This is a genomic window from Bacillus gobiensis, from assembly GCF_001278705.1.
In the GTDB taxonomy this organism is placed as follows: domain Bacteria; phylum Bacillota; class Bacilli; order Bacillales; family Bacillaceae; genus Bacillus; species Bacillus gobiensis.
The window spans coordinates 4,445,597-4,469,256 of record NZ_CP012600.1 but is presented as its reverse complement, the minus strand read 5'-3'; the positions used below and the strand labels follow the sequence as shown (position 1 = coordinate 4,469,256).

Below are 23,660 nucleotides of genomic sequence, written 5' to 3'. Positions count from 1 at the left end.
CGAATTTTATTAGGTTTGTGGATGTAAGAAAAAAATAAAAAAAGATCCGTTTGACGTTTTTTGAAAAAAGATGTTGGAATACACCCCAACATCTTCTTTATTGCTTTCGTAATTTTCTCATCAACTATAGAACAACAACACAAAAAATCAATTAAATTACGTATAAACGTACCGTATTCATCTTTGTTCGTATGTATGAATGGGGCTATAAATGGTAATAGGAAACGGTCGAAAATTCTTTTATTTGTTTCCAGGAGCCGGTTGGTCTACTCCCTTTATTCGATGCCTATGTCCATCATCAACAGAAGTATAGAAATCATAATAATGAACATGCATTCCATTTCCTACTGAGATAGCTGGACCAGACCAAGCACGATAATGATGGGTGTGCCCATCCTCAAATAACACATATCCTTCTGTATAATGAATATGATTTCCTTCTTCAGTGATTGTAGGGGGATACGTAACATCTAAACATTGATGAACGTGTCCGCCTTCAATTGAGGTGTAGTCAACAGACCCATGTGTATGTTGGGGGACAAATCCTTTAACAAAATCATCTTTCCCTACATTTTGCTTCATCGAAGTTCCTCCTTATATTTTATGTAACTGTAATAACCTAATTACCTTGGTTTTCTTAACATTAATAAAAGAAAAATCACCAAAATATCGGCGTTATGACAGGGAACTCAAGGATATTTCCTTTCATTATTCTACTCTTAGAAAAGATATAGAAAAGATAAAATATATTGTCCATTTTTTATGTCCTTAAAACATAAAGCCATTATACGTTGTTTATATTAAACACACACATAACATACTCTTGCTGCCAATTAGGTAAAAACCGGATTCCTGAGAAAATTCGGCTTTCTAGTTAAGTTGAGTTACTAATATAGAAAGAAATTTTTTACTATGAAATTCTTTTATTCTTTAATTCGTGGTTTAGTGGGATCACAGTTTGGCATATTAAGATTCGATGACTCAGCTAACTTCATTAGATAATAACATTCTTCACGAATCATATGATCTGCTATTAAAGGGGCGAATGTGCCTAATGCTTGGTAACTTAGCTCAAGTTCTTCTATTTCTTGTAAAAAGTTCTGAAATAATTTGATTTCCAACTGGGTGTCTGAATTCATTTTCATCAAAGCAGGAAACGTAGTTAAATTGGTTCTGAAATATCCTGCCATTTCTACTGCTTTCAAGTAAAAATCTTCAAAATGCTTCGTAAATGAATCACTTTTCTCCCTTAATCTTTTTTCAACACTGTCTAATTTTGAGGAAATCGCTTCTGAATGACCAGAAGCATCTAAAATGTAGTTCATGATAAACAGGAGGAACTTGCCCAGTTTTTAAATGTTTTAAAATTCTTAAATACTCTTCTAATTCATTTACCATATGATTAATAAAAGTAGGTGAAAGGTGAATTTTTATTTTTCCGATAAGGTGTTTTCTTAGTAATTCTAGCTTTAATTCTCGAAATTTAAAAACCTCTGCTTCAGCTTTGGCTGATAATTGTATAGGATCTTCAGTTTTTGCTTGATCCAGAAGTGTATCAAATACTCGAATAAATGTTGAAGCCGTTTCTATCTCTTCTTTTTGAACTGGTGATAAAGATTCATGAATAAATCTAGAATGATCGCCTAATATTTGAAGCCAAAAACGATGTTCAAATCTTGCTTTCATGTCAAAAACATCATTCATGCACTGCCTCCTTATGAAAATCCCCATACTATTTAATACCAAATTCTATTTATGGTTTATTGATAGCCATCCTGTAGAGTTTCATTCTTGGTATGCATTAAATACTTAATGCTAAGACCTATTGCCATGTAGGAGATGGAATCGGCCTGTCGAACGTATAATTTTGAATAACTAAATCTAATCGTTGGGTTCAAGGATTATTAAATAAGAACAGATAGAAAACCTTTATAAAAGATATACCCTTTTTTGTGTTATACCCATACATGATTGATTATTCAACTCGTACATTAGAGGATGCTTTACCGGTCAAACTTGCTTCAAACATATCTATAATAAATAGGAATCGTTCGGCTTCACGGAAAACGTGATCAGCGAGCAATGGATGGATATTACTTTTAATTCTGCATGCTTCAATCAAATCTCTTGCTGTTTTCTTAAAATTACGCAAAGACACAACTGATACACGATTCTGGTCAAGGAATTGGTCTAAAATTGGCGCAGTTTCTGATTGAGGACGCATGGAATCTAAATCAATTGCTTGATAAAGAAGTTGGTCAAAGTCATGACTAAAGTCCCTAGCTTGTTCGACTAATTTTCTTTCAGAAGGATCTAGAAGATGACCGATAAATTTGGCATGGTCTGCCATAATTTTTAAAAAGAATACATTTTCTTTAATGATTGCTGTTGGTAAAGGCACTAGTTTACCCTCATTTAATTCTTTTAATCGATTCGCAAAATACGCTGCTTCGCGGCTAGTATGGTCAATTAATAACGCATAGTTATTAGATCTAACTTTACATTGCAAAGTGAGTCCAAGTACTTTTCGTTTATAGGCATAAATAGATACAGCGGCTTGGTAAACCTGGTTATTAAATTGAACAATTTGCTGAGGATCAGAGTTTATAGAAAATCTACTAAGTTGCTCTTCAATTCTTTCAAATAAAGGAATAAATTGCTTTGCTTCTTGAATAAGTTGTTCATCATCGTAATTAAATCCTAAGCTTAAAAATAAAGCATGTTCCTTCATGATCCTTGACCAAAAACGTATCTCATCCAAAGATCGCGATACAAATGAATTAGTCATATTCCCACCCCTTTAATTTTTAACCGTTTAATTTATATTCACTTTGAAAAATGAATATGTGATATTTATGTACAGATATATAAATCCTTGTCTATTTTGAAATTAGATTGCTCTATACTTATTAGAGATTCTTTTTTACTTCTCATGCATACCATTTATTAAAAGAACCGTTTCAACGATATAACATAAAATTTTGCTTGTAATATTAAAGGATTTTTAATACATGAGGGACCATCAATAATTTTGTGTAAATACCAGAAATCCGTTTCTTAATAGATAGCTGGTTATTCTTTCGATTTGAACATAGCTGCGAGCTCAGCACGAGCTTGATCAAAACCAATATGACAACGTGTGGTTGTAATCATCAAACTGTGACACCAGGAATCGTTCCATTGCTTCTTCATTAGGGAATTGTTCTTTCCGTTTTGTATATTTCTTGATCTGTTTATTAAACGACTCAATTAAATTCGTTGAATAAATGCTTTTCCAAATAGATTTAGGAAAGCTGTAGAACGTGAAGATATAATGATTTTCACTGAGTGACTTCGTCACTTTTGGATACGCTGATTGCCATTTGGTACAGAATTCTTTCAATGCTTCTCGTCCTGCTTCTGCACTTTCAGCACGATAAATTGATTTGAAGTCATAACAAATTTTCGGACGGTCATTTACACGTACCTTATGGGCAATATTACGGGCTAAATGAACACAGCACGTTTGATAATTGGCATCTGGATACACACTAAAAATACTATCTGTAATACCTTTTAAGCCGTCCGAAATAAAGAGCAGGATTTCTTCTACACCACGGTCTTTCAAATCGAGCAGAAGTTCTTTCCACACATATTAAAAAAGGTTCCTCCGATATAGGAGAAACCTTGTCATATCAACGTTTATGTATAAGCTTCCAAGCGGGCTCGAACCGCTGACCTCTTCCTTACCATGGAGATAATGGTACAAGGCAGCAATATTCGACTTTATGACAAACCCTTATATATCAATGTTTTACAGATTGCCATTAGGCTACTTCATGACACTTAAAATCAATTTCTGGTCAGTTTGGTCAGTTGTTTAGTCAGTTTGGTCGGTTACCATACCTACTATTTAAAAGGTGTGGAAAAATGGATTATAAAAAATTAGATCTCGAATGGAGATTGTTGGTCTTGCACGCATTGGAAATAGGAATCAAGCCGGATGAAATCAAGGAATTCTTTAAGAAATATGAGATAAAAAAGAGAAATAGATGAACCGTTGAATATGTAGAAATAACCTTTAGAGCTCAGTTAGCATATGAGTTTTCTAAAAAATACCGTGCTTTAAGTTGTCAAAAATCTGAAAATTCCTTCAATGTGACTTCCCATTCTATAATGCTTGAAAAGATAGATAAAAAGATTAATGTTAGCAAAGAATTGTTTGTTTTACATCATAAAGAAAATTATAATAATCAATTCCCTTTTGTGGGTTGCTGTTGAATTGTTTTCAATGGATATGCTATCAAAATTCTATAAAAATATGCTAAACAATGATAAAAAAGTAATGTCAATTTGGGAAATGAGTGGAAAAAATGTTACTAGTATGTTACTTTGGTAAATGTGAGAATAGAATTTGGAGGGTTTAATTTTGAAGAAACTTTTTGTTGCTGGGATTGTAGCTTGTTTAACTCTTTCTATTAATATTGAGTTTCCTCAATCTACAAAGGCAGCTAGTGAAAACAAGTTAAAGGCAGACATTAGCAATGACGAACAGAAATGGTTAGAAGGATTAGGTTTTACCTCGGACGAAATTGTAAATATGTCTAAAGAAGATTTAGAACATACTTCTAAACGATTCAAAGGAAAAAAAGGGAAAATCATTGCAAAACAAGAAGAGTATTTTAAAGTTGATAACTACATCGATGAAAACGGAAAACAGCAAAAAAAAATGATAAAGTCAACAAAAGATGAAGCACTTAAAGAAGTTGAAAAATTAAAAAAACAGAAAGAAAATAAACATGGTTTAATAAATTTTAACAATGCTAGTGCGGCCTCAGATACTGAAAATGACGGGTGGATTACACAAACTACAACTGTATCTGATATTGGTTCTACATATCTCGCAAAAACATCCTATAAGTGGTTATCTAATCCTGATATTGGATTTTCTGATACTATAGCAATCACACATGGAGACAATGTAGATAAAATTGCTGGTTCAGAATATGCAAGACATTGGTATAAAGATGGTATAGGGACTCATTATTTACCAGCTGATTATAGTGCTGACACAAAGAATTATTATGGGTATGCAGACAAGTTTGACCTTAAAAAAGTGGGTACTAATCATCCACCTTATGATCATCAAGGATATTTTTACTTTGAATTTAATAGAGATAAAACTAGTGATAATACGGCTGATTTATATGGTCACTATGCTCATGCTTTAACATCACCTTATTACTCTGTTTCACTTTCTCTTGGTGCTATTTCTCTATCAGGAAGTGCAGCATCGAATGCAACAGATACTCATGTTGATTGGACTTACTAGTAAATAAAAAATGGCCCATTTTGTATAATGGACCATTTTTTATTATTTTTTTAAATTAGGTATTATTTGGTCGTCTATAGCATCATCTATATCTTCTAATTTCCCTTCTATGTTTGTAAATAAAAGCTCATATTTATTTAGTTGTTTGTTTTGTTGATAAATTACTACTAGCATTACTAAATTAATTATTAAAATAAGTGATAAAAGTATGTTGATTTTTTTCAAAGTTTCACTCCTAAATTATTGATCCAATAAAAAAAGTTATTTACATACATAATATCAAAAAATAGAGAAGAATTTTAGAGAGTAAGGAAACTTTTTTGTTACTTCATTGTTGTGCCGGGCAAATATCACAATTTTTCCACTGTCTTTGAAAGCTCTACGTATTCCATCAAACTTAAAATCACTTCACTTACTATATTTGTAAGTAATTTTTGATCTCTACCCAATTAATTTGATGAGATAAGTTATGGAAGGAAAAGCCCCTCTAAGATCATACATATCTCGAAGGTTATACCTGCCTAACTAGCGGGTGTTTTTTCTTATTGAATATAGAACACACGTTCCTATATAATTACCCTTAAAAGGAGGAATTACAATGAAATCAAATATGTTAACGCCGGGATCTAACATGAGGTGGGAGTCTTCAAGAATGATGCTGCCAGAACACCGTGAAGCGCTGCTGGCCCGTAAAAAGGAACAAATGAAGGTCGAAAAGCCGGAGCTGGATGAGCAACAGATTGAGAATATGGAGACCCTAATCTCTGAATCAATGGAGTTTGTTTTTCCGTTACTGTTTAAAGTGTATGATGATGGACATTTTCGTGAAGTCGCAGGGCTTGTGGAATACATAAACGAACGAACAAAACATCTGCATGTTGTGGATAGTAAAGATGATACGAATTTTATTAGGTTTGAGGATATTGTGGATTTAAAAAAGAATTAGTATGTACCGGAGAGAATTAATCTCTCCATAATGACAGCAAAATAATAGGTTTAGTGTTTGACCCATTTTTGTTCCATTAACGTTGGTTTAATTTCAGTTGAAGATTCATTTTTATTTGAGGATTTGTTTTCAGTTGAAGATTCTTTTTCAGTTGAAGAGGTAGGGGATCTATCTTCTTCATAATGTTCGCTCATGGTTTTTATCACTCCAATTTCTCAACTTTTTTATTTACTCAAAAAATATATTTTTCCTTTTTTTCAAACATATTAATAATCATATTCTGAGTAAGGTCCAAGTGCTTGTGCATATTCGCTAAGTATTATAAAAAGGCATAAAACTACAAGAATCGGCGCCAGGGGTATGTTGTGTACATTTTGAACCCCCCTCCAATCGGAAGGGTAATTCAATGGAACTTGTTTTTCCGTTACAGTTTATTGTGTATGATGATGGACATTTTCGTGATGTTACAGGGCTTGTGGAATACATAAGCGGGCGAACAAAACAGCTTCATGTTGTGGATAACAAGGGGGATACAAATCTGGTCAAATTTATAGATATTGTGGATGTACGGAAAAAATAAAAATCCTTTCCGCTTGGAAAGGGTTTATTAAAGAAGAATGGCATATTACCGTAAGATCCCAGCAAAAAATAAAAAAGGATATACTTACTCATTTACCATTGAACTCGGTAGAGATCCAATCACAAAGAAAAGAAAACAAATCACCAGAAGAGGATTCGCAACAAAAAGAGAAGCAGAGAAAGTAGCCAATGAAATTGAAAACCAAATCAACAAGGATACTTATATTGTTGACAGCAAAATGACTCTTAAGGAATACCTTAACAAATGGTTAGATTTAGCCGCAAAACGAAAAGTAAGAGATACGACGTTTACCAATTATAAGAGAGCAATTGATTATCGAGTCATTCCGGTTCTTGGCCATTTTCAATTAAGCGAACTAAAAAGTACTCATTACGAACAATTCATTAATTCATTATTACAAGATGGGTTATCCGATCGATACATCGAATACATTTACACGGTACTTTATGGTGCTCTTGAAAAAGCAGTTGATTGGGAGCTAATTATAAAAAACCCATTAAAGAAAGTCGATATTCCCCGAGGTAGAAGAAGAAAAACAATTACATGGTCACGTGAAGAATTAAATCGATTCCTGGGTCATGCTAAATTTGGTGATATTACCTACTATATGGCTTTTAAATTGGATGCCTACACTGGATTAAGACGCGGGGAATTATTAGGGCTTAAATGGTCTGATGTAGATTTCTCGGAAAATAGAATAAACGTATCCAGATCACTAATATACGACAAACAAGGATTTCGTTTCGGTCCTGTGAAAACGGAAAAGTCTGAACGTAGCGTAAAAGTAGATAAAAAAGTTATGGAGGAATTGCGTTCTTATAAAGCGAAGCAATCGGAATTAAAGATAGCAATACGATCGGAGTATGACGATCAAAATTTAATTTTTGCTCGGAAAGATGGACCGCCAATCTATTTCCGAACTTTCACTACTATCTTTAATCGAATAATTAAAGAAGCAAATGTGCCAAAAATCCGTGTTCACGATATTAGGCACACTCATGCTACTCTAATGTTAGAAGCTGGCGCAAGCCTAAAAGATGTACAAGAAAGACTTGGTCATACAAGCATTCAAATGACAGGTGACATTTATGCTCACGTTACACCTGTTATGCAGGAAAAAAGCAGCCAAGCGTTTAGCGATTATTTAGAAGAGAAAAGTTAAAAAACTCTAAAAATCACTTAATTTCCCCCGAATGTGGTCAAAATGTGGTCAATTCATCATTTTGACCGTTAAAAACCCTATGATTTAAGGGTTAATCTCGCTACACACTCCACATGCATCGTATGTGGAAACATATCCACAGGCTGAACCTCTTGAGTCTCATACCCACCGTCTTCCAGCACTCTCAAGTCTCTTGCTAGGGTTCCTGGGTTGCATGATACGTAGACGACGCGTTTCGGCTTCATGTCCAGAATCGTTCTGAGCAAGGCTTCGTCACAGCCTTTACGCGGGGGATCAACAACAATGGTGTCTGCCTTGATTCCTTGTTCGTACCAGTTTGGGATGACAGCCTCTGCTTCGCCCGCTGCAAATTCAGCATTTGTGATGTTGTTCAGCTCGGCGTTTCGTTTGGCGTCTTCTATCGCTTCCGGTACGATTTCAACGCCATAGACTTTTTCCGCTTTTTTGGCGAGAAATAAAGAAATCGTGCCGATTCCGCAGTATGCGTCAATTACGGTTTCTTTTCCCGTTAGCTCGGCGTATTCCAGAGCTTTGTCGTAAAGAACCTTTGTTTGTTCCGGATTGACCTGATAGAAGGACCTGGCAGAGATCGCAAACCTGATGTCGCCTATCGTGTCATAAATATATTCTTCTCCCCAAAGCACGTTGGTTTCGTCGCCGAATATGACGTTCGTACGTTTCGGGTTTACATTTTGGACGATCGATTTTACTGCAGGGAATCGTTCAATGATTTTTTCTAAAATAGCTTTCTTATGAGGAAAATCATTTGTTTTTGTAATAAAGACGATCATCATTTCTCCGGTGTTTACGCCGTAACGGACCATAATGTGGCGGAACCAGCCCTTATGCCGCGCTTCTTCGTATGCCCTTAGTCCAAATTGATTACAGATGTCCTTGATGGCTTGTACCGCTTGATCGTTTTTCTCGTGCTGGATCAAGCAGGCGTCCATGTTAATGATTTCGTGAGTACGCTGCTGATAAAAGCCGGCGATTAGCGCGCCTTCTCTTTCACCTAGCGGGACCTGGGCCTTATTGCGGTATCGCCACGGCTCGTCCATCCCAAGCGTTGGATGGACAGTGACACGGCTCATATCAAGCTTGCCGATTCGTTCTAAAACATCTCTAACCTGCTTTTCTTTAAAGGCTAACTGGCCGGCGTAAGTCAAATGCTGGAGCTGGCAGCCGCCGCATTGCTTGTAGACTGGGCAAGGCGCTTCTTGCCGATGAAGGCTTTTTTCCTTTATCTCCATCAGCCTTCCGAAGGCATAGCCTTTTTTTACACGCGTGATTTTAATTTGTGCTTTTTCGTCTGGAAGAGCATTTGGTACGAAAATAGGGAAGCCGTCTATTTTCGCAACCCCCGCCCCTTCATGAGTCAAATCCACAAATTGCACGTCCATATATTCATTTTTCTCAACCGGGGGATTTGTTTTCATTGCATTCACGTCCAATTTTTAATCGTCTAGCTGTTCTGCTTTTTCCTTTGGCATGATCACACGAATATGGCGATACAGGTTTTCGAATTCGCCTGGTAAAAGCCCGCCATACTCGCCGTCTAGATTAAGCTGCATTTTATCTTCCACGAAAACCTTTACACGATTCGCCTTCGTGTATATGACTTGCTGGTCATTAATATGCTCTCCGCGAAGCACCATGCTTGCGACACGGATAAATTCGGGCAAATTTGTCTTTTTTAGGATCATCAAATCAAACATGCCGTCATTTAAGCTGGAATCTGGCGCGAGCTTTTCAAAGCCACCGACTGAATTCGTCAGCGTCACTAAGAAAAGCATGATTTCTCCTTGAAAAAGCTTTCCATCATATTCGATTTCTACCTTTGTCGGCCTGATGGAAGGGAGCATTTCAATCCCCTTTAAATAATATGCAAGGTGCCCAAGCCTCGTTTTCAGCTTGCTTGGCACTTCATAGGTTAACTCAGTCAGCCGGCCGCCGCCTGCGATATTAATAAAATATTGTTCATTGACAAGCCCGATATCAATAGCTCGTGTTTCTCCGTTTAGCACCGTATCCGCAGCCTTTAAAATATCCTCTCTCGGAATGCCGAGTGCCCTGGCAAAATCATTTGTCGTGCCTACAGGAATAATCCCAAGTGTCGGACGATGTTCCAATGGAGCAATCCCATTGACAACTTCATTAATCGTTCCGTCTCCACCTGCAGCAACAATCAGGTCATATTCACGTAAAGCGGCGTCCCTTGCAGCTTGTGTTGCATCGCCTGCACATGTAGTCGCGTGAGTGGAGGTTTCATAGCCCGCCTGTTCAAACTTTATCAGAACGTCCGCCAATTGCCTTTTAAACATCTCCCGCCCTGAGGTTGGGTTATATATTATACGTGCACGTTTCATTCTCATCATCCTATACACAAAGTCCGTTCTCCGTAACAACCTTTAATTATACTATGAGTTGCAAAATACGCAAATATGGAACATTCATTTCATGGAAATGAATAACCCTCCTTGAAAAAATAGGAGGGTGCTAAGTCACGTGACTTTATTGGAAAACAGCGTAAGCCTTTCTTTCGTCCCGGTATTCGGCTGCGGTGTGAAAATGGTTAAAAACATATTTTTTTCCTCTGCCAGCAGCAAGTTGGTATAATCCATTTTTAGATTTCCCAGCTTCGGATGGTTCATTTCTTTGTTCCCTTCAGGGATGCTGAACACTTCATGTCTTGGCCACCATTCCTGAAACTCGCTGCTTGTTGCAAGGAGCTGTGTCACCAATTCGTTGTACCACGGGTCATCTGTATATTTTGCGTAAAAGCTTCTGAATTGTCCAAGCAACCCGCTGGCCATATACTCCCAATTCACAAATAATTTCCGATAATCATCACGGGTAAACATTCTCCAAATTATATTTCTTTCAAATTCATTCATATCGTAGGAATATCCAAATACCTCGGCTGCCATTTCATTCCACGCCGCTATATTCCAACGGTTTCCAATAATATAAGCAGGACAAGGGTGCAGTTCGTCGAGAATGAGCTGTAGCGCTGATGATATAGTATCTCCATTTTCCTTTTGCTCTAACACAGAATCGGAAGGAAGCCATTGGTTAGCTAATAAAAACAAATAACTTTTTTCGTCTTTATCCAGTTTCAGTGTCCGCGACAAGCTTTCCAACACTTGTTCAGAGACACGAATGGGACGGCCTTGCTCCAAGTTGGTATACCAGGCTAATGAAATGCCGGACAGTGCAGCAACCTCTTCCCTGCGTAAACCAGGGGTGCGCCTTCGCGTCGAGTCATTTTTCAAACGGCGCTTCTTCAGGAGAAATCCGCATTCTCCTAGTCCGCAAGAAATCTCCAAGCTCTTTATGCTTACTTGAATCTTGCATAGAAAAATCCAGCCCCTTCCTATTACTAGGATATATCCTACGATAAAAACTAGTATGATACGTATTCGTACGATAAACTCGCTCCTCACTATTATACAAAAAAACATATAAGATAAACATATTCCAAGCGTAAAAGGAGGCACAGCCCAATAACTATGAAAAAAACTGAAGATAAAGTCTTTCTTGTGACAGGTTCGACTGACGGCATCGGAAAACATACGGCACTTTCTCTCGCAAATATGGGAGCTACAGTTCTTTTGCATGGCAGAAATCCTGATAAATGCGTAACCGTGATGGAGCAAATTTCTAAGCGCACGGGCAACGAAAAGCTGCATTATTATGTGGCTGATTTCACATCCCTCTCCGACGTTCGCCATTTAGCAGAAGAGGTTAACGATAGAGAGGGACAGCTTGATGTATTAATTAACAATGCGGGCATAGGATCCGGCAAACTTAGCGATAAGCGAAGGCCGCTAAGTGAAGATGGACATGAACTCCGATTTGCGGTGAATTACTTGGCGCCATTTATGCTGACAAATTTGCTTCTTCCGCTTTTGCATACTTCTGCTCCTGCAAAAATTGTCAACGTGGCTTCTATCGGGCAGAGACCAATCGATTTTAACAACCTAATGCTGGAGCGGGGCTATGATCCTTTCGATGCGTATAAACAAAGCAAGCTGGCACTTATTATGCTTACATTTGAACTTGCGAATCAACTGGATCCTGAAAGGATAACCGTCAATTGTATTCACCCAGGGTCATTATTAAATACCAAAATGGTTCGCGAAAGTATCCCCATAGGTTTTGGCAGTGCAAAATCCGGAGCAGATAACGTTGTCCATTTAGCCGTGTCGGAAACTCTCGACAAAGTGACCGGCCGATATTTTGATAAAAAAAGTGAGTCTCAGGTCGATCCTCAAGCTTATAACAACGAAGCGCGCAAAAAATTATGGCACATTAGCGAAGAGCTCACGGAAACTTATTCCCCCAGCTAGAGGTATAAATTTTTTTGGAGTGTGATTATTTTGGCAAACAAAGGATATGTCTTTATTACAGGTGCGACCGGTGGAATCGGTTCAGCCATTGTAAAAAAATTAACGGAACTAGGTTACACCGTATTAGCCGGGGTTAGAAGCAAGGAGCAGGGCAAACGGCTAAAAAAAGAAATTTCGCCAAATATTGTTCCGATTGAAATGGATATAACGGTTCCCTCATCGGTTGAAACAGCTTCGCTTGAAGTCGGCAAGTTTCTCGGGAACAATGGAATTGACGGGTTAATTAATAATGCAGGCTGTATTATACAAGGACCTTTGGAGCTGCTTTCGTTGGATGAAATTAAATATCAGTTTGACGTCAATGTGTTCGGTCAAATTGCCGTCACGCAGGCACTTCTTCCTTTTCTTCGCAAAAATAGCGGCAGGGTAATCAACATTGGAGCAGTGACTGGAAAAACTGCTATGCCATTCATTGGCGCTCTGTCAGCCTCCAAGCATGCGATGGAGGCACTAACAGATGCACTTCGGGTCGAATTAAAGCCTTGGAATATCCACGTCACAATGATCCAGCCGGCTGCAATCGATACGTCTATTTTTGAAAAAGCCAATGCTACTTCAGATCGGTCCCTTCAGCAAGTCCCATCCGAAAAGCTTGCTCTGTATGAATCAGCCCTGGCAGCATACCATTCAACAATAGCCAAACAGCCTGTTTCTCCTACGGATGTTGTTGTAAAAGCCGTAACTGAATCACTATCCGCTAAGACGCCGAAAACCCGTTATGCTGTCGGAAGAGGCGCCCGGCTTGTTGTCACAATAAGCCATTTACCTGATCGGCTGCGCGACAGGCTTTTAATGAGCTCGCTCGGATTAACAAAGGTTTCCAACCCGAAACAAGCACACGATTTTAACTAAAATTGTTGGTAACCGGAACTTCTTCATAAGTTAAAGCCTGTCCAATTTATTTTGGAACAGGCTTTTATTTATTGTGAAGATGATATGTATATCGTAAATTCATACATTTCGTGCTGCTTTTTTGGGTTTATGCGCCTGTTCTGGCTACTTATGTGCTTCTTCCACTACTTATGTGCTTCTTCCGCTTTTTATGTGCCTCTCCCATCATTTATGTGCCTCTTCAATTTATCGAAAAAAAAGAGCGGCTCAGAAATTCTGAACCACCCACTACAACATTATTAAGCTTCTTTAACTGCTTCAACCGCTGTTTTTTTCTTTCTTCTTCTTGGCTTAGTTAAAATTTCATATACAATAGGCACGACAATCAAGGTTAAAAGTGTCGAACTCGTTAATCCGCCGATAACTGTGACTCCAAGGCCTTTTGAGATAAATCCGCTGCTTTCAAATCCGAAAGCAAGTGGGAGTAACGCGCCAATTGTTGCAATAGCGGTCATCAAGATTGGGCGCAAACGGGTTGTTCCTGCTTCGAGCAGTGCTTCTCTTGTTGTGAGCCCTTCTTTTTCCTTATGAATTACACGGTCGATCAACACAATTGCGTTAGTTACTACAATTCCGATCAGCATCAGCATACCGATCATTGTGTTCAAGCTGATCGTCTCTCCTGCAATCAATAGAGCGACTAACGCGCCGATGACTGTAAATGGAAGAGAGAACAGAATCGCAAATGGTGCACGTCCGCCGCCAAAGGTAATAACAAGAACAAGGTAGACGATTGCAATCGCGGCAAGCATCGCAATGCCAAGCTGCGAGAATGATTCGTTAATATCTGCAGAAACACCTGCTGTTTCCACACTGACATTTGATGGTACGTCCAGCTTATCTACCTCTTTTTGTACTTCTTGTGACGTAGTAGCAACATCATCAACAGTAAGCTCGCCGCTCACCTGTGCGTAAAGTTTTCCATCTTGTCTGGATACTGTATCTGACGTCGTACCTTCGTTTACCTTGGCAACATCACCGATTCTCACCTCTTGGCCAGTAGGACTCTGAATCGTCTTGTCTTCTAAATCTTGAACGTTGTCAAAGCTCTCTGTATCAGTTTGAACCTTCACATCATACGTATTGCCGTCACTTTCTACTTCTGTCAGAGCATCCTGGCTGCGTTCAGGCATTATAGCCATTGCGATTTGGCTCGCGGTAAGGCCTAGCTTGCTCAATTCTTCTTGGTTTGCAGCGAACGTATACTCTTTATAGGTTTCAGCCAGACTGCTATCAATGTTAGTCAGGTCCGAACGATCATTCATAATCTTTTCAATCTCAGATACAGTGCCTCTAATTTCATCCACGCTGTCTCCGTAAACATAGTAGGTCAACGCGTTGCTTGTGCCTCAACCGGACATATCCTGCATTGCCCACGTTCCGCTCTCTGTATCCTCTTGAAGCTCATTAATGACGTTTTCTTTTTCTTTTTCAAATTCAGGAGTATCTTTATCGTATTCTACGAAAAACAATGCACTGTTCGTATCTCCTGGATTCATTGGATTTTCTGATCCGAGAGAGTATTGAACCTGATTTACGTGTTCGCGATCCATTAAGAAGCCTTCTGCTTTTGTTGCTTCACTTTCCGCTTGCTCTCTAGTTTCACCCGGCTCCGGCTTATAGGTGATCATAGCGGTTTTTTCTTCTTCTGCCGGCAAGAAGCTCACGCCAATGAAAGGTGTAAGAAACAGGCTTCCCACTAGCATAAGAATGACAATACCAGAAACGATCCATTTATGGTTAAGCGACCAGTTTAAGATATTCCGATAGAAGCCTGCCAGTTTGCTAGGTTTATGCTCCTTCATTTGAGTTTGGCCAGCTAAATTTTTCTTAAAAAGCCTATGAGCCATTGAAGGTACGATTGTAATTGCAATCAACAATGATGCTAGCAAAGCAAATACGATGGTTAGCGCAAACGGCATAAATAATTCGCCAATTTGTCCTCTGACTAAGCCTAGCGGAAGGAATACCGCAATCGTAACAATGGTTGAGGATAAGATCGGCATAAACATTTCTTTTGTTGCCTCTTTTACAAGCTCTTTGCCTCTCAGTTTCTCTCCCTTTAATGCCATTCTTCGATAAATATTTTCAATAACGACGATGGAATCATCAACAACACGGCCAATCGCGACCGTCATTGCGCCAAGCGTCATGATGTTTAAGCTGATATCCATTTGATTGAGTACTAACAACGCAATCAACAGGGATAATGGAATAGAAACAATAGATATTAACGTAGATTTTATGTTTCGTAAGAAAAGCAAGATAATAATCACTGCAAACAATGCGCCGAAAGCAGCTTTACTAAGCATTGTACTTACAGAATCTTCAATCGGCAATGCTTGGTCAAACGTTGTGTCTACCTTTAATCCATCAATATCATCTTGAAAATTGTTCAATTCTTTTTTTACTGCTTCTGCGACTTGAACCGTATTCGCATCAGAAGATTTGATTACTTGAACCCCGATGCTTTCCTTGCCATTGGTTCTTGAAATTGATTCTGCTTCTCCAACTAATTCAATTTCAGCAAGTTCAGATAGCTTAACGGTTGGAAGCTCGGCGTTTTGCGCACCGGCACCTGACTGGGCTCCTCCTTGTGCACCTGCGCCTTGTCCTTGTCCGGCTGCACCTTGCCCTTGCTGTCCAGCTGCGCCCTGTCCTTGAGTACTAGGGGTAATTGGAATTTCGATGTTTTTAAAATCTTCAAGGCTCATGACATTTCCGTCAACAACAACAGACTCTTCGCTGTTGCCGAACGTGAAAAGTCCGAGCGGCATGCTAACGTTTGAGCCTTGGATAACATTTTTGACTGTATCTTCAGTCAGTCCGTTTTCTTCTAAAGCTTCTTGGTCATAGGTGAGCTTTACTTCTTTCACCTGCTGGCCTGAAATTTGCACGGAAGAAACACCGTCCAGCCCTTCAATTGCAGGAACGATCTCATCTTCCATTCGGTTAGTAAGATCCTCAAGAGACTCCTTTTCGCTTGAGATGCTCAACGCAAGAATAGGAAAAGCATTAAAGCTCATTTTTGAAATTGAAGGCTCTTCTGCTGTATCAGGCAACTCTACATTGGCAATTGCATCTGACGCTTCGTCCTGCGCTTCGTTCATATCCTTGTCAAAGTCATACTGAATCTGAACGTTGGACGCATTTTGCATAGAGGTTGAAGTAACTTTTTCAACACCGTTTAAATTTTTCAATGCATTTTCAATCGGTTCAGATACATTTTCCGCATTATCATCTGGAGTTGCACCAGGATTAATTGTCGTAACTGTAATGACAGGGGAAGTGATGCTTGGAATCATTTCTTGTTTCATGTTTGATCCCGCATATAACCCGGCTGCCGTGACGATAATAGTCATTAACAATACGGCAAATTTATTCTTCAATACAAAATTAATAATCGAATTCATTTTCTCCTCCTAAAAAATTTAGTATTGACTGACTGGTCATTTCTCACTAATAATAATCATATCTACTTTTCTCGTCAACAAATATATGGGAAAATAATAATAATTTAAACTAAATTTAAACTCTGAGGTGAGCACTTGAAAGAGAAGGAAATTATCATCATAGAAGCGGGGATAAAGCTCTTTGCAAAAAAGGGATTTTCTTCAACCACAATCCAAGAAATTGCTGAAGAGTGCGGTATTAGCAAGGGTTCATTTTATTTGCATTTCAAATCAAAGGAAGCTTTGCTTTTATCGACTTTTGAGTATTATTTAAACTTCAGCATGGAAAATTTAAATAAAATCAGGCTGAAGCACGATGATCCTCGAGAGGCATTTATAGAACAAACCGCTTATCAATTTAAAGAAATTTTTGACCATAGAGACTTTATTGTCATGATGATCCGTGAGCATACAATTCCGACTCGGAGATCTATGTCAGACTTTTTTCAAAGAGCAACAAAGTTTAGCAATGAATTTTATTTAAATGCCTTGTCTGATATTTATCGGTCAAAAATAGACGTTTTTAAATATGATTTGAACATGATTGTGCAAGGTATGATCACTTCCTATAAAAATCTTTTTCTATTCAGCAACATTACGCTTGATTTTACAAAGCTTGCTGAATTTATTCTCGAGCGCATGGATGATATTGTTGAGGGTCTTACACGATCAAATAAAGCCCCTGTTTTGACAGAACAAGCTGTATTTGACGGACTTTTCTTCCCGGCATCTTCGCAGGATCATATTCTTAAAGAAATCAAAAGGCTTTCAAGCGCGGAAAACATCATAGAGGACCACTTGATCACCCTGCAGGTGCTCGAAGAAGAAATGAAAAAGGATGAGCCAAGGAAACCGGTCTTGCAAGGAATGCTGGCAAATATCCAAGGAGACGAGGAATTTGATTCATTGGTACAATTAATCAAGGATGTCTATAAATTAGAATAATTAAGAAGCAGCTTTTCCATCCAAAAAAAGCGGTTCACGAAGATAACACTCTTCGCGAACCGCTTTTTCGTATCCTATCTTTTCTTTATTTCCTCTAAAAGCAATTTGTTAACCATTGGCGGGTTTGCTTGCCCTTTTGAAGCTTTCATAATTTGTCCGACGAGATAACCAATCGCACGGTCTTTCCCGTTTTTGAAGTCTTCAATCGATTGAGGGTTGTTGTCAAGCGCGTCCGTAACAAACTTTCTTAACTCGCCCTCATCAGAGATTTGGACAAGTCCTTTCTCTTTTACAATCGTTTCAGGATTTCCGCCATTTTCTATTAATTCTTTAAACACTTTTTTCGCAATTTTCGAAGAGATCGTTCCTTTTTCTATCAACTGAATCATCCCGGCCAAGCCCTCAGGCGTGAGCTTCACATCCTCGAGTTCCTTCTGGTTAGCATTCAGATACGCAGATACTTCACCCATAAGCCAGTTTGATGCTTGCTTGGCTTCAGCGCCCTTCTGTACTGTCTCCTCGAAGAAGTCCGACATTTCTTTTGTGAGAGTAAGAACCATTGCGTCATATGCAGGCAATCCAAGCTCATCAATGTAACGTTTCTGTCTTTCATCAGGCAGCTCCGGAATGCTGTTTCTAACTCTTTCTTTCCATTCCTCGTCAATATAAAGCTCGACTAAATCCGGTTCAGGGAAATAGCGATAATCATCAGAGCCTTCTTTAACCCTCATGAGAATTGTTTTTTTCGTAGACTCATCATAACGCCTTGTTTCCTGCAGAATGACCCCGCCGGAAAGAAGTACCTCAGCTTGTCTCTTTTCTTCGAACTCAAGGCCTTTTTGAACAAAGTTGAAGGAGTTTAAGTTTTTCAATTCCGTCTTTGTTCCGAATTTCTCTTGACCGATCGGGCGCAAGGAAATGTTGGCGTCACAGCGGAGTGAGCCTTCTTCCATCTTACAGTCAGAAACTCCTGTATATTGAATGATGGATTTTAATTTTTCCAGATATTTATACGCTTCTTCCGGCGTACGGATATCAGGCTCAGATACGATCTCTACAAGAGGTGTTCCTTGGCGGTTGAAATCAACTAAAGAGTATCCGTCACCAGTGTGAGTCAGCTTGCCGGCATCCTCCTCTAAATGAAGGCGGGTAATTCCAATTCGCTTCGTTTTGCCGTCCACTTCGATTTCAATCCATCCATTTTCGCCGATCGGCTTGTCAAATTGGGAGATTTGATATGCCTTCGGATTATCCGGATAAAAGTAGTTTTTGCGATCAAACTTTGTATCTGTGGCAATCTCGCAATTCAAAGCCATGGCAGCCTTCATTGCAAAATCTACTGCTTCTTTGTTCAAAACGGGAAGTACGCCAGGATAACCAAGGTCGATTACGCTTGTTTGCGAATTTGGTTCTGCACCAAAAGCTGTTGGTGCGCTTGAGAAAATTTTTGATTTTGTTTTTAATTCTACGTGGACTTCAAGTCCGATAACCGTTTCAAAATTCATGATTTCACCCCTTACAATTCAGGCTTTGCTTTATGATGGTCAGTTGCTTGTTCAAAGGCATGTGCTACTCGGTATACTGTTTTCTCATCAAAGTGCTTACCGATGATTTGCAGCCCAAGCGGCAAGCCGTTTGTAAATCCGCAAGGCACACTGATTCCAGGGACACCTGCCAAATTCACTGGGATCGTTAATATATCATTTGCGTACATCGTTAGCGGATCACTTGTTTTCTCTCCAATTTTGAAGGCTGGAGTAGGCGTTGTCGGGCCAATGATTACGTCATAATTTTCAAAAACGTCCTCAAAATCCTTTTTAATCAATGTCCGCACTTTTTGCGCTTTTTTATAGTAAGCGTCGTAGTAACCAGAGCTAAGCGCAAAGGTTCCAAGCATAATTCTCCGTTTCACTTCTTCGCCAAAGCCTTCGGAGCGGGTTTGCTTATAAAGTTCGATAAGGTTGTCCGCATTATCAGAACGGTAGCCGTACCGGATTCCGTCAAAACGGGCAAGATTGGCAGATGCTTCTGAAGAAGAAAGCAGATAATAGGTCGCCAAAGCATATTTACTGTGCGGAAGAGATACTTCTTCCCACGTGGCTCCAAGGCCTTCCAATACACGTAAAGCTTCTAAAACCGCTTGTTTTGCTTCTTCCCCTACACCTTCTCCAAGATATTCTTTCGGAACAGCTATTTTTAACCCTTTTACATCACCAGTAATTGAAGAAAGAAAATCAGGGACTTCTACATTAGCACTGGTGGAATCCATTTGGTCAACACCGGAAATGGATTGAAGAAGAAAAGCGTTATCTTCTACATTTCGGGTAATTGGTCCGATTTGATCTAGGGAAGAAGCAAATGCAACCAATCCGTACCTTGACACTCTTCCATAAGTTGGTTTTAAACCGACCACTCCGCAAAACGATGCGGGCTGGCGAATCGAACCGCCTGTGTCTGAGCCTAACGCGAATGGAACTTCGCCAGCAGCTACTGCGGCTGCTGAACCGCCGCTAGAACCTCCGGGAACCGTCTCAAGGTTCCATGGGTTTTTCGTCACCTTCACACCTGAATTCTCTGTGGAAGAGCCCATGGCGAATTCATCCATATTCAATTTCCCAATCGTAACGGCTTCCGCTTTTTTCAGATGCTCTACTACAGTTGCATCGTATATCGGGTCAAAGTTTTCTAGAATTTTACTCGCGCAGGTTGTTCGAAGATCCTTCGTTACGATGTTGTCTTTTACACCAATCGGCATCCCAAACAACAACCCCCGCTCGCTGCGGGAATCAATGGCTTCGTCCAGCTCTTTCGCCATAGCGCGCGCCTGTTCTTCATTCAATTCGAGGAAAGCTTGTACGCTTGACTCAACTTTTTCTATTCGTTTATAGGATTCGTCTACTAAATCAGAAACCTTTATTTCTTTTTTATGTAATAGCTCTTTTAATTCAGAAATCTTGTGGTCAAATAAATCCACTTAGGTTTCCCTCCTTTATTCCAAAATCGAAGGTACACGAATATAGCCGTCTTTTTGATCAGGAGCGTTTTTCGCAACTTCTTCAAACGAAAGCCCTTTATCCGGTTTATCTTCTCTCATGATATTTTTCATTTTTAAAACGTGAGTCGTCGGTTCGACGTGCTCTGTATCTACTTCGTTCAGCTCTTCTGCAAACGAAATAATGCTGTCTAACTGCTCAGTAAACATCTCCGCTTCCTCTTCTGTTATCGAAAGCCTTGCCAAATGAGCAACATGCTTAACTTCTTCTATTGAAATTCTAGACATTATAATCCACCTCCGCCTATTCTATCTGTAGCCATATAATATAGATCATATCAAAATTCAACCCTCTAAATCAACAAAGGGGCGACTTTCGGAAATTAGCTGTACCACTTGTCTGGCTCTTTTCTATTTTACATGAAATTGATTAGAAAATAGACATAGGGTAATATTCAGAATAGTTTTACTTTTTGTTATTTAAGAAAACGCTTTCATCATTGCTGTTAAACCAATTACTGCTATTTGGACTTTACTGCGGTTATGTTTCATACTGTTGATTGGCGGGGATATATTTGTTAGTTTAAGTTACCTACGTGTATTTTGCAGAAAATACTTGCAATACGTAGAAATAATATAAGAGGAGAGATTATTACGTGGATATTTGGGTTTTTATTTCCTTGGCAATTTATTTTATTGCCATGCTTTTAATAGGCTGGTACGCCTATCGAAAGACTTCAGATTTAAATGATTATATGCTAGGCGGAAGAGGCCTTGGCCCTGCTGTTACCGCTCTGTCTGCCGGCGCGTCTGATATGAGTGGATGGATGCTGATGGGGCTTCCGGGAGCTATGTATGCTACTGGTCTCGCCAGCGCTTGGCTTGCTATAGGGTTGACAGCTGGTGCATATGTTAATTATTTAGTTATCGCACCCAGGCTTCGTACCTATACAGAGGTTGCTAATGACGCGATTACGATCCCTGATTTTTTCGAAACTCGATTTGGCGATAAGACAAGAATTTTAAAGTTTATTTCGGCTCTTGTCATCTTAATATTTTTCACACTGTACACATCAGCGGGTATCGTTTCCGGCGGAACATTGTTTGAATCAGCATTTGGACTCGATTACCGAATTGGATTATTTGTTATCGCCGCAGTTGTTATTGCGTATACACTCTTCGGCGGATTTTTGGCTGTCAGCCTGACTGACTTTGTCCAAGGTATTATTATGTTCGTAGCATTAGTGCTCGTGCCGATCGTTGCCTTTACTCAAATGGGAGGAGTTAGTCCTGCCTTTGATACAATTAAACAAATTGATCCAGCGTTAATGGACATCTTTAGAGGAACGACCGTCATTGGCATTATTTCCTATCTAGCATGGGGACTTGGATATTTTGGCCAGCCTCATATTATCGTGCGTTTTATGGCAATTACTTCTGTTAAAGAGATTAAGCCGGCTCGCCGCATCGGTATGGGGTGGATGATTATTGCCGTAGCAGGTGCAATGCTGACAGGATTAGTGGGAAGAGCTTATGTGTCACAAAATTCGCTTTCACTTGATGATCCCGAGACTATTTTCATTTTATTCTCAAACGTTCTGTTTCACCCGTTAATTACCGGCTTCCTTATTTCAGCGATACTTGCTGCGATTATGAGTACAATTTCTTCTCAGCTTCTCGTAACGTCGAGTGCGATGACTGATGATTTTTACAGAACGTTCTTGCGAAAAGAAGCTTCTAATAAAGAACTTGTAACAGTAGGAAGAATATGTGTCCTTATTGTTGCTGCAGTTGCAATTCTGCTTTCATTAACTCCTAATGACACGATACTCGGTCTTGTCGGAAATGCATGGGCAGGCTTTGGCGCCGCATTCGGACCGGCAGTATTGCTAAGTCTATTCTGGAAGCGAATGAACCATTTGGGAGCACTAGCAGGTATCATCGTAGGAGCTGCTACCGTCCTTATATGGATCTCTACCGGTTTAAGCAAATCAACAGGTATGTATGAAATCATTCCAGGCTTTATTTTAAGCTTATTAGCTATTGTAGTAGTTACTAATATAACGAAAAAACCTGACGACGAAACAGTAAACATGTTTAAAGAGATGGAAAGCATCTTAAAATCACACAAACAATAATATATTAAAAAAACGTCCGGCAGCAAACCGGACGTTTTTGTTATTACTCCAAATTTTCAACTTCCACTTGAATAACCCCTGGGAGAGATTTCAACACATAATAAACATCAGTGGTATAGATTTTTTTATTTGTTGTCACAATGCTGCTAAGAACAATATCATTTTTTTCTTCTTTTAGCTTCAAGCGTTTAATCCCCAGTTCTTTTCCTTTAATCTGCTTCATCAGTTTCGTTAGCTCCGTAGACTTTTCAAGATATAATCTTACTCTAATCTCTTTTTCCGTCAGCTTTTTGGGACCAAGCTTTCCAAATAAATACGGGATAATCCGAATGCCAATAAATATAAACGCAACGCCCATTATCGCTTCGAGATAAAATCCCGCGCCAATCGCAATCCCAATACCGGCTGATGCTAAAACTAACGAAGCTGTAGTTAAACCTGAGATTGATTCATTTGATCTTCTTAAAATCACGCCAGCTCCTAAAAACCCGATGCCGCTGATGACATACGAAGGCAGCCTTCCCGGATCCATAGGCCTCGAGTACTCCTTAGAATAAATAAATGCTGATTCGTAGGAAACTACAGTTAATAGACAAGCAGCTACGGATACAATTAAACACGTTTTCAAGCCAAGAGGCTTTCCCTTCAATTCTCTATCCAGGCCAATCACGATACCAAATATCGATGCAAGGGATAGTTTCAAAAGTGTAGATAAAAGTGATATTTCAATCATCATGTACTCATCCTTTTTGTAATTGCTGCTACATTTTTGTTAATCTTTCTATTATATAA

20 protein-coding genes and 4 pseudogenes are annotated in these 23,660 nt (G+C 39.1%); 10 read left to right on the top strand and 14 right to left on the bottom strand.

What is annotated here, in order from left to right; translation table 11 throughout:
- Positions 1-240: 240 nt before the first annotated feature.
- The 4 genes and pseudogenes from AM592_RS22415 to AM592_RS22400 all read right to left on the bottom strand — a co-directional run.
- A complete protein-coding gene (locus AM592_RS22415) occupies positions 241-582 on the bottom strand; it encodes a YmaF family protein (RefSeq protein ID WP_053605817.1) in 342 nt (113 codons plus the stop codon).
- A gap of 341 nt (positions 583-923) precedes the next feature.
- Positions 924-1,704, bottom strand: a pseudogene (locus AM592_RS22410) (DUF2935 domain-containing protein).
- Positions 1,705-1,975: 271 nt separating this feature from the next.
- A complete protein-coding gene (locus tag AM592_RS22405) occupies positions 1,976-2,788 on the bottom strand; it encodes a DUF2935 domain-containing protein (protein ID WP_053605816.1) in 813 nt (270 codons plus the stop codon).
- A 284-nt stretch (positions 2,789-3,072) separates the two neighbouring features.
- A pseudogene (locus AM592_RS22400) lies at positions 3,073-3,634 on the bottom strand (IS256 family transposase); the annotation flags it as partial.
- A 275-nt stretch (positions 3,635-3,909) separates the two neighbouring features.
- On the opposite strand from AM592_RS22400, the gene AM592_RS23650 reads away from it, so the two are divergent.
- The 3 genes and pseudogenes from AM592_RS23650 to AM592_RS22395 all read left to right on the top strand — a co-directional run bounded on the left by AM592_RS23650 (position 3,910) and on the right by AM592_RS22395 (position 5,311).
- Positions 3,910-4,035: an anti-repressor SinI family protein gene (locus tag AM592_RS23650; RefSeq protein WP_082364308.1), complete on the top strand. Its 126-nt coding sequence runs from the start codon at positions 3,910-3,912 to the stop codon at positions 4,033-4,035.
- Between the two features lie 15 nt (positions 4,036-4,050).
- Positions 4,051-4,260 (top strand): annotated as a pseudogene (locus tag AM592_RS25450) (Abi family protein); the annotation flags it as partial.
- 148 nt (positions 4,261-4,408) lie between these two features.
- Complete coding sequence (locus AM592_RS22395) at positions 4,409-5,311, top strand: hypothetical protein (RefSeq protein ID WP_053605814.1); 903 nt, start codon at positions 4,409-4,411, stop codon at positions 5,309-5,311.
- Between the two features lie 42 nt (positions 5,312-5,353).
- Here AM592_RS22395 and AM592_RS22390 read toward each other — a convergent pair whose 3' ends face one another.
- The gene (locus tag AM592_RS22390) at positions 5,354-5,536 is read right to left on the bottom strand and encodes a hypothetical protein (RefSeq protein ID WP_053605813.1); all 183 of its coding nucleotides are present in this window, start codon (positions 5,534-5,536) and stop codon (positions 5,354-5,356) included.
- Between the two features lie 373 nt (positions 5,537-5,909).
- On the opposite strand from AM592_RS22390, the gene AM592_RS22385 reads away from it, so the two are divergent.
- Positions 5,910-6,257 carry a YolD-like family protein gene (locus tag AM592_RS22385; RefSeq protein ID WP_225970300.1) on the top strand — a complete coding sequence of 116 codons (348 nt, stop codon included), beginning with the start codon at positions 5,910-5,912 and terminating at the stop codon, positions 6,255-6,257.
- 50 nt (positions 6,258-6,307) lie between these two features.
- Here AM592_RS22385 and AM592_RS24260 read toward each other — a convergent pair whose 3' ends face one another.
- Positions 6,308-6,451, bottom strand: coding sequence for a hypothetical protein (locus tag AM592_RS24260; RefSeq protein WP_158320335.1), 144 nt, complete (start codon positions 6,449-6,451; stop codon positions 6,308-6,310).
- 212 nt (positions 6,452-6,663) lie between these two features.
- Here AM592_RS24260 and AM592_RS23640 point away from each other — a divergent pair, with 212 nt between their 5' ends.
- Positions 6,664-6,837, top strand: coding sequence for a YolD-like family protein (locus AM592_RS23640; RefSeq protein ID WP_082364306.1), 174 nt, complete (start codon positions 6,664-6,666; stop codon positions 6,835-6,837).
- A 37-nt stretch (positions 6,838-6,874) separates the two neighbouring features.
- On the top strand, positions 6,875-8,020 hold the full coding sequence (locus AM592_RS22380; protein ID WP_053605812.1) for a site-specific integrase: 1,146 nt from the start codon (positions 6,875-6,877) through the stop codon (positions 8,018-8,020).
- A gap of 77 nt (positions 8,021-8,097) precedes the next feature.
- Here the strand turns inward: AM592_RS22380 and rlmD are convergent, their stop codons facing one another.
- The 3 genes from rlmD to AM592_RS23635 form a co-directional block, all read right to left on the bottom strand.
- The gene (gene rlmD / locus AM592_RS22375) at positions 8,098-9,477 is read right to left on the bottom strand and encodes a 23S rRNA (uracil(1939)-C(5))-methyltransferase RlmD (RefSeq protein ID WP_053605811.1); all 1,380 of its coding nucleotides are present in this window, start codon (positions 9,475-9,477) and stop codon (positions 8,098-8,100) included.
- An 18-nt stretch (positions 9,478-9,495) separates the two neighbouring features.
- Positions 9,496-10,407 (bottom strand): diacylglycerol kinase, encoded by a 912-nt coding sequence (locus AM592_RS22370; protein WP_053605810.1) that lies wholly within the window; start codon positions 10,405-10,407, stop codon positions 9,496-9,498.
- A gap of 135 nt (positions 10,408-10,542) precedes the next feature.
- On the bottom strand, positions 10,543-11,313 hold the full coding sequence (locus tag AM592_RS23635; protein WP_053605809.1) for a helix-turn-helix transcriptional regulator: 771 nt from the start codon (positions 11,311-11,313) through the stop codon (positions 10,543-10,545).
- Between the two features lie 237 nt (positions 11,314-11,550).
- Between AM592_RS23635 and AM592_RS22360 the strand changes: the two genes are divergently transcribed.
- On the top strand, positions 11,551-12,390 hold the full coding sequence (locus AM592_RS22360) for an SDR family NAD(P)-dependent oxidoreductase (protein WP_053605808.1): 840 nt from the start codon (positions 11,551-11,553) through the stop codon (positions 12,388-12,390).
- A gap of 30 nt (positions 12,391-12,420) precedes the next feature.
- Positions 12,421-13,302, top strand: a complete 882-nt coding sequence (locus AM592_RS22355) for an SDR family oxidoreductase (RefSeq protein WP_053605807.1) — start codon at positions 12,421-12,423, stop codon at positions 13,300-13,302.
- A 278-nt stretch (positions 13,303-13,580) separates the two neighbouring features.
- On the opposite strand, the pseudogene AM592_RS22350 reads toward AM592_RS22355, so the two are convergent.
- A pseudogene (locus AM592_RS22350) lies at positions 13,581-16,754 on the bottom strand (efflux RND transporter permease subunit).
- 135 nt (positions 16,755-16,889) lie between these two features.
- On the opposite strand from AM592_RS22350, the gene AM592_RS22345 reads away from it, so the two are divergent.
- Positions 16,890-17,738 carry a TetR/AcrR family transcriptional regulator gene (locus tag AM592_RS22345; RefSeq protein ID WP_053605806.1) on the top strand — a complete coding sequence of 283 codons (849 nt, stop codon included), beginning with the start codon at positions 16,890-16,892 and terminating at the stop codon, positions 17,736-17,738.
- A gap of 74 nt (positions 17,739-17,812) precedes the next feature.
- Here AM592_RS22345 and gatB read toward each other — a convergent pair whose 3' ends face one another.
- From gatB to gatC, 3 genes are read right to left on the bottom strand one after another with little or no spacing between them, the layout of a single operon-like run.
- Positions 17,813-19,243: an Asp-tRNA(Asn)/Glu-tRNA(Gln) amidotransferase subunit GatB gene (gene gatB, locus AM592_RS22340; protein WP_053605805.1), complete on the bottom strand. Its 1,431-nt coding sequence runs from the start codon at positions 19,241-19,243 to the stop codon at positions 17,813-17,815.
- Positions 19,244-19,254: 11 nt separating this feature from the next.
- Positions 19,255-20,712, bottom strand: coding sequence for an Asp-tRNA(Asn)/Glu-tRNA(Gln) amidotransferase subunit GatA (gene gatA / locus AM592_RS22335; RefSeq protein ID WP_053605804.1), 1,458 nt, complete (start codon positions 20,710-20,712; stop codon positions 19,255-19,257).
- Positions 20,713-20,727: 15 nt separating this feature from the next.
- On the bottom strand, positions 20,728-21,018 hold the full coding sequence (gene gatC, locus AM592_RS22330; protein WP_053605803.1) for an Asp-tRNA(Asn)/Glu-tRNA(Gln) amidotransferase subunit GatC: 291 nt from the start codon (positions 21,016-21,018) through the stop codon (positions 20,728-20,730).
- Between the two features lie 368 nt (positions 21,019-21,386).
- Between gatC and putP the strand changes: the two genes are divergently transcribed.
- On the top strand, positions 21,387-22,868 hold the full coding sequence (gene putP, locus AM592_RS22325) for a sodium/proline symporter PutP (protein WP_053605802.1): 1,482 nt from the start codon (positions 21,387-21,389) through the stop codon (positions 22,866-22,868).
- A 43-nt stretch (positions 22,869-22,911) separates the two neighbouring features.
- Here the strand turns inward: putP and AM592_RS22320 are convergent, their stop codons facing one another.
- Positions 22,912-23,601 carry an MgtC/SapB family protein gene (locus AM592_RS22320; protein WP_053605801.1) on the bottom strand — a complete coding sequence of 230 codons (690 nt, stop codon included), beginning with the start codon at positions 23,599-23,601 and terminating at the stop codon, positions 22,912-22,914.
- Positions 23,602-23,660 lie beyond the last annotated feature (59 nt).

Coding starts and splice junctions, on each gene's coding strand:
- AM592_RS22385 (WP_225970300.1), top strand. CDS start 5,910: ATGAAATCAAATATGTTAACGCCGGGATCTAACATGAGGTGGGAGTCT.
- AM592_RS23640 (WP_082364306.1), top strand. CDS start 6,664: ATGGAACTTGTTTTTCCGTTACAGTTTATTGTGTATGATGATGGACAT.
- AM592_RS22320 (WP_053605801.1), bottom strand. CDS start 23,601: ATGATTGAAATATCACTTTTATCTACACTTTTGAAACTATCCCTTGCA.
- AM592_RS22360 (WP_053605808.1), top strand. CDS start 11,551: ATGAAAAAAACTGAAGATAAAGTCTTTCTTGTGACAGGTTCGACTGAC.
- AM592_RS22380 (WP_053605812.1), top strand. CDS start 6,875: ATGGCATATTACCGTAAGATCCCAGCAAAAAATAAAAAAGGATATACT.
- AM592_RS22405 (WP_053605816.1), bottom strand. CDS start 2,788: ATGACTAATTCATTTGTATCGCGATCTTTGGATGAGATACGTTTTTGG.
- AM592_RS22370 (WP_053605810.1), bottom strand. CDS start 10,407: ATGAAACGTGCACGTATAATATATAACCCAACCTCAGGGCGGGAGATG.
- rlmD (WP_053605811.1), bottom strand. CDS start 9,477: ATGAAAACAAATCCCCCGGTTGAGAAAAATGAATATATGGACGTGCAA.
- AM592_RS23650 (WP_082364308.1), top strand. CDS start 3,910: ATGGATTATAAAAAATTAGATCTCGAATGGAGATTGTTGGTCTTGCAC.
- AM592_RS22415 (WP_053605817.1), bottom strand. CDS start 582: ATGAAGCAAAATGTAGGGAAAGATGATTTTGTTAAAGGATTTGTCCCC.
- gatC (WP_053605803.1), bottom strand. CDS start 21,018: ATGTCTAGAATTTCAATAGAAGAAGTTAAGCATGTTGCTCATTTGGCA.
- gatB (WP_053605805.1), bottom strand. CDS start 19,243: ATGAATTTTGAAACGGTTATCGGACTTGAAGTCCACGTAGAATTAAAA.
- AM592_RS24260 (WP_158320335.1), bottom strand. CDS start 6,451: ATGAGCGAACATTATGAAGAAGATAGATCCCCTACCTCTTCAACTGAA.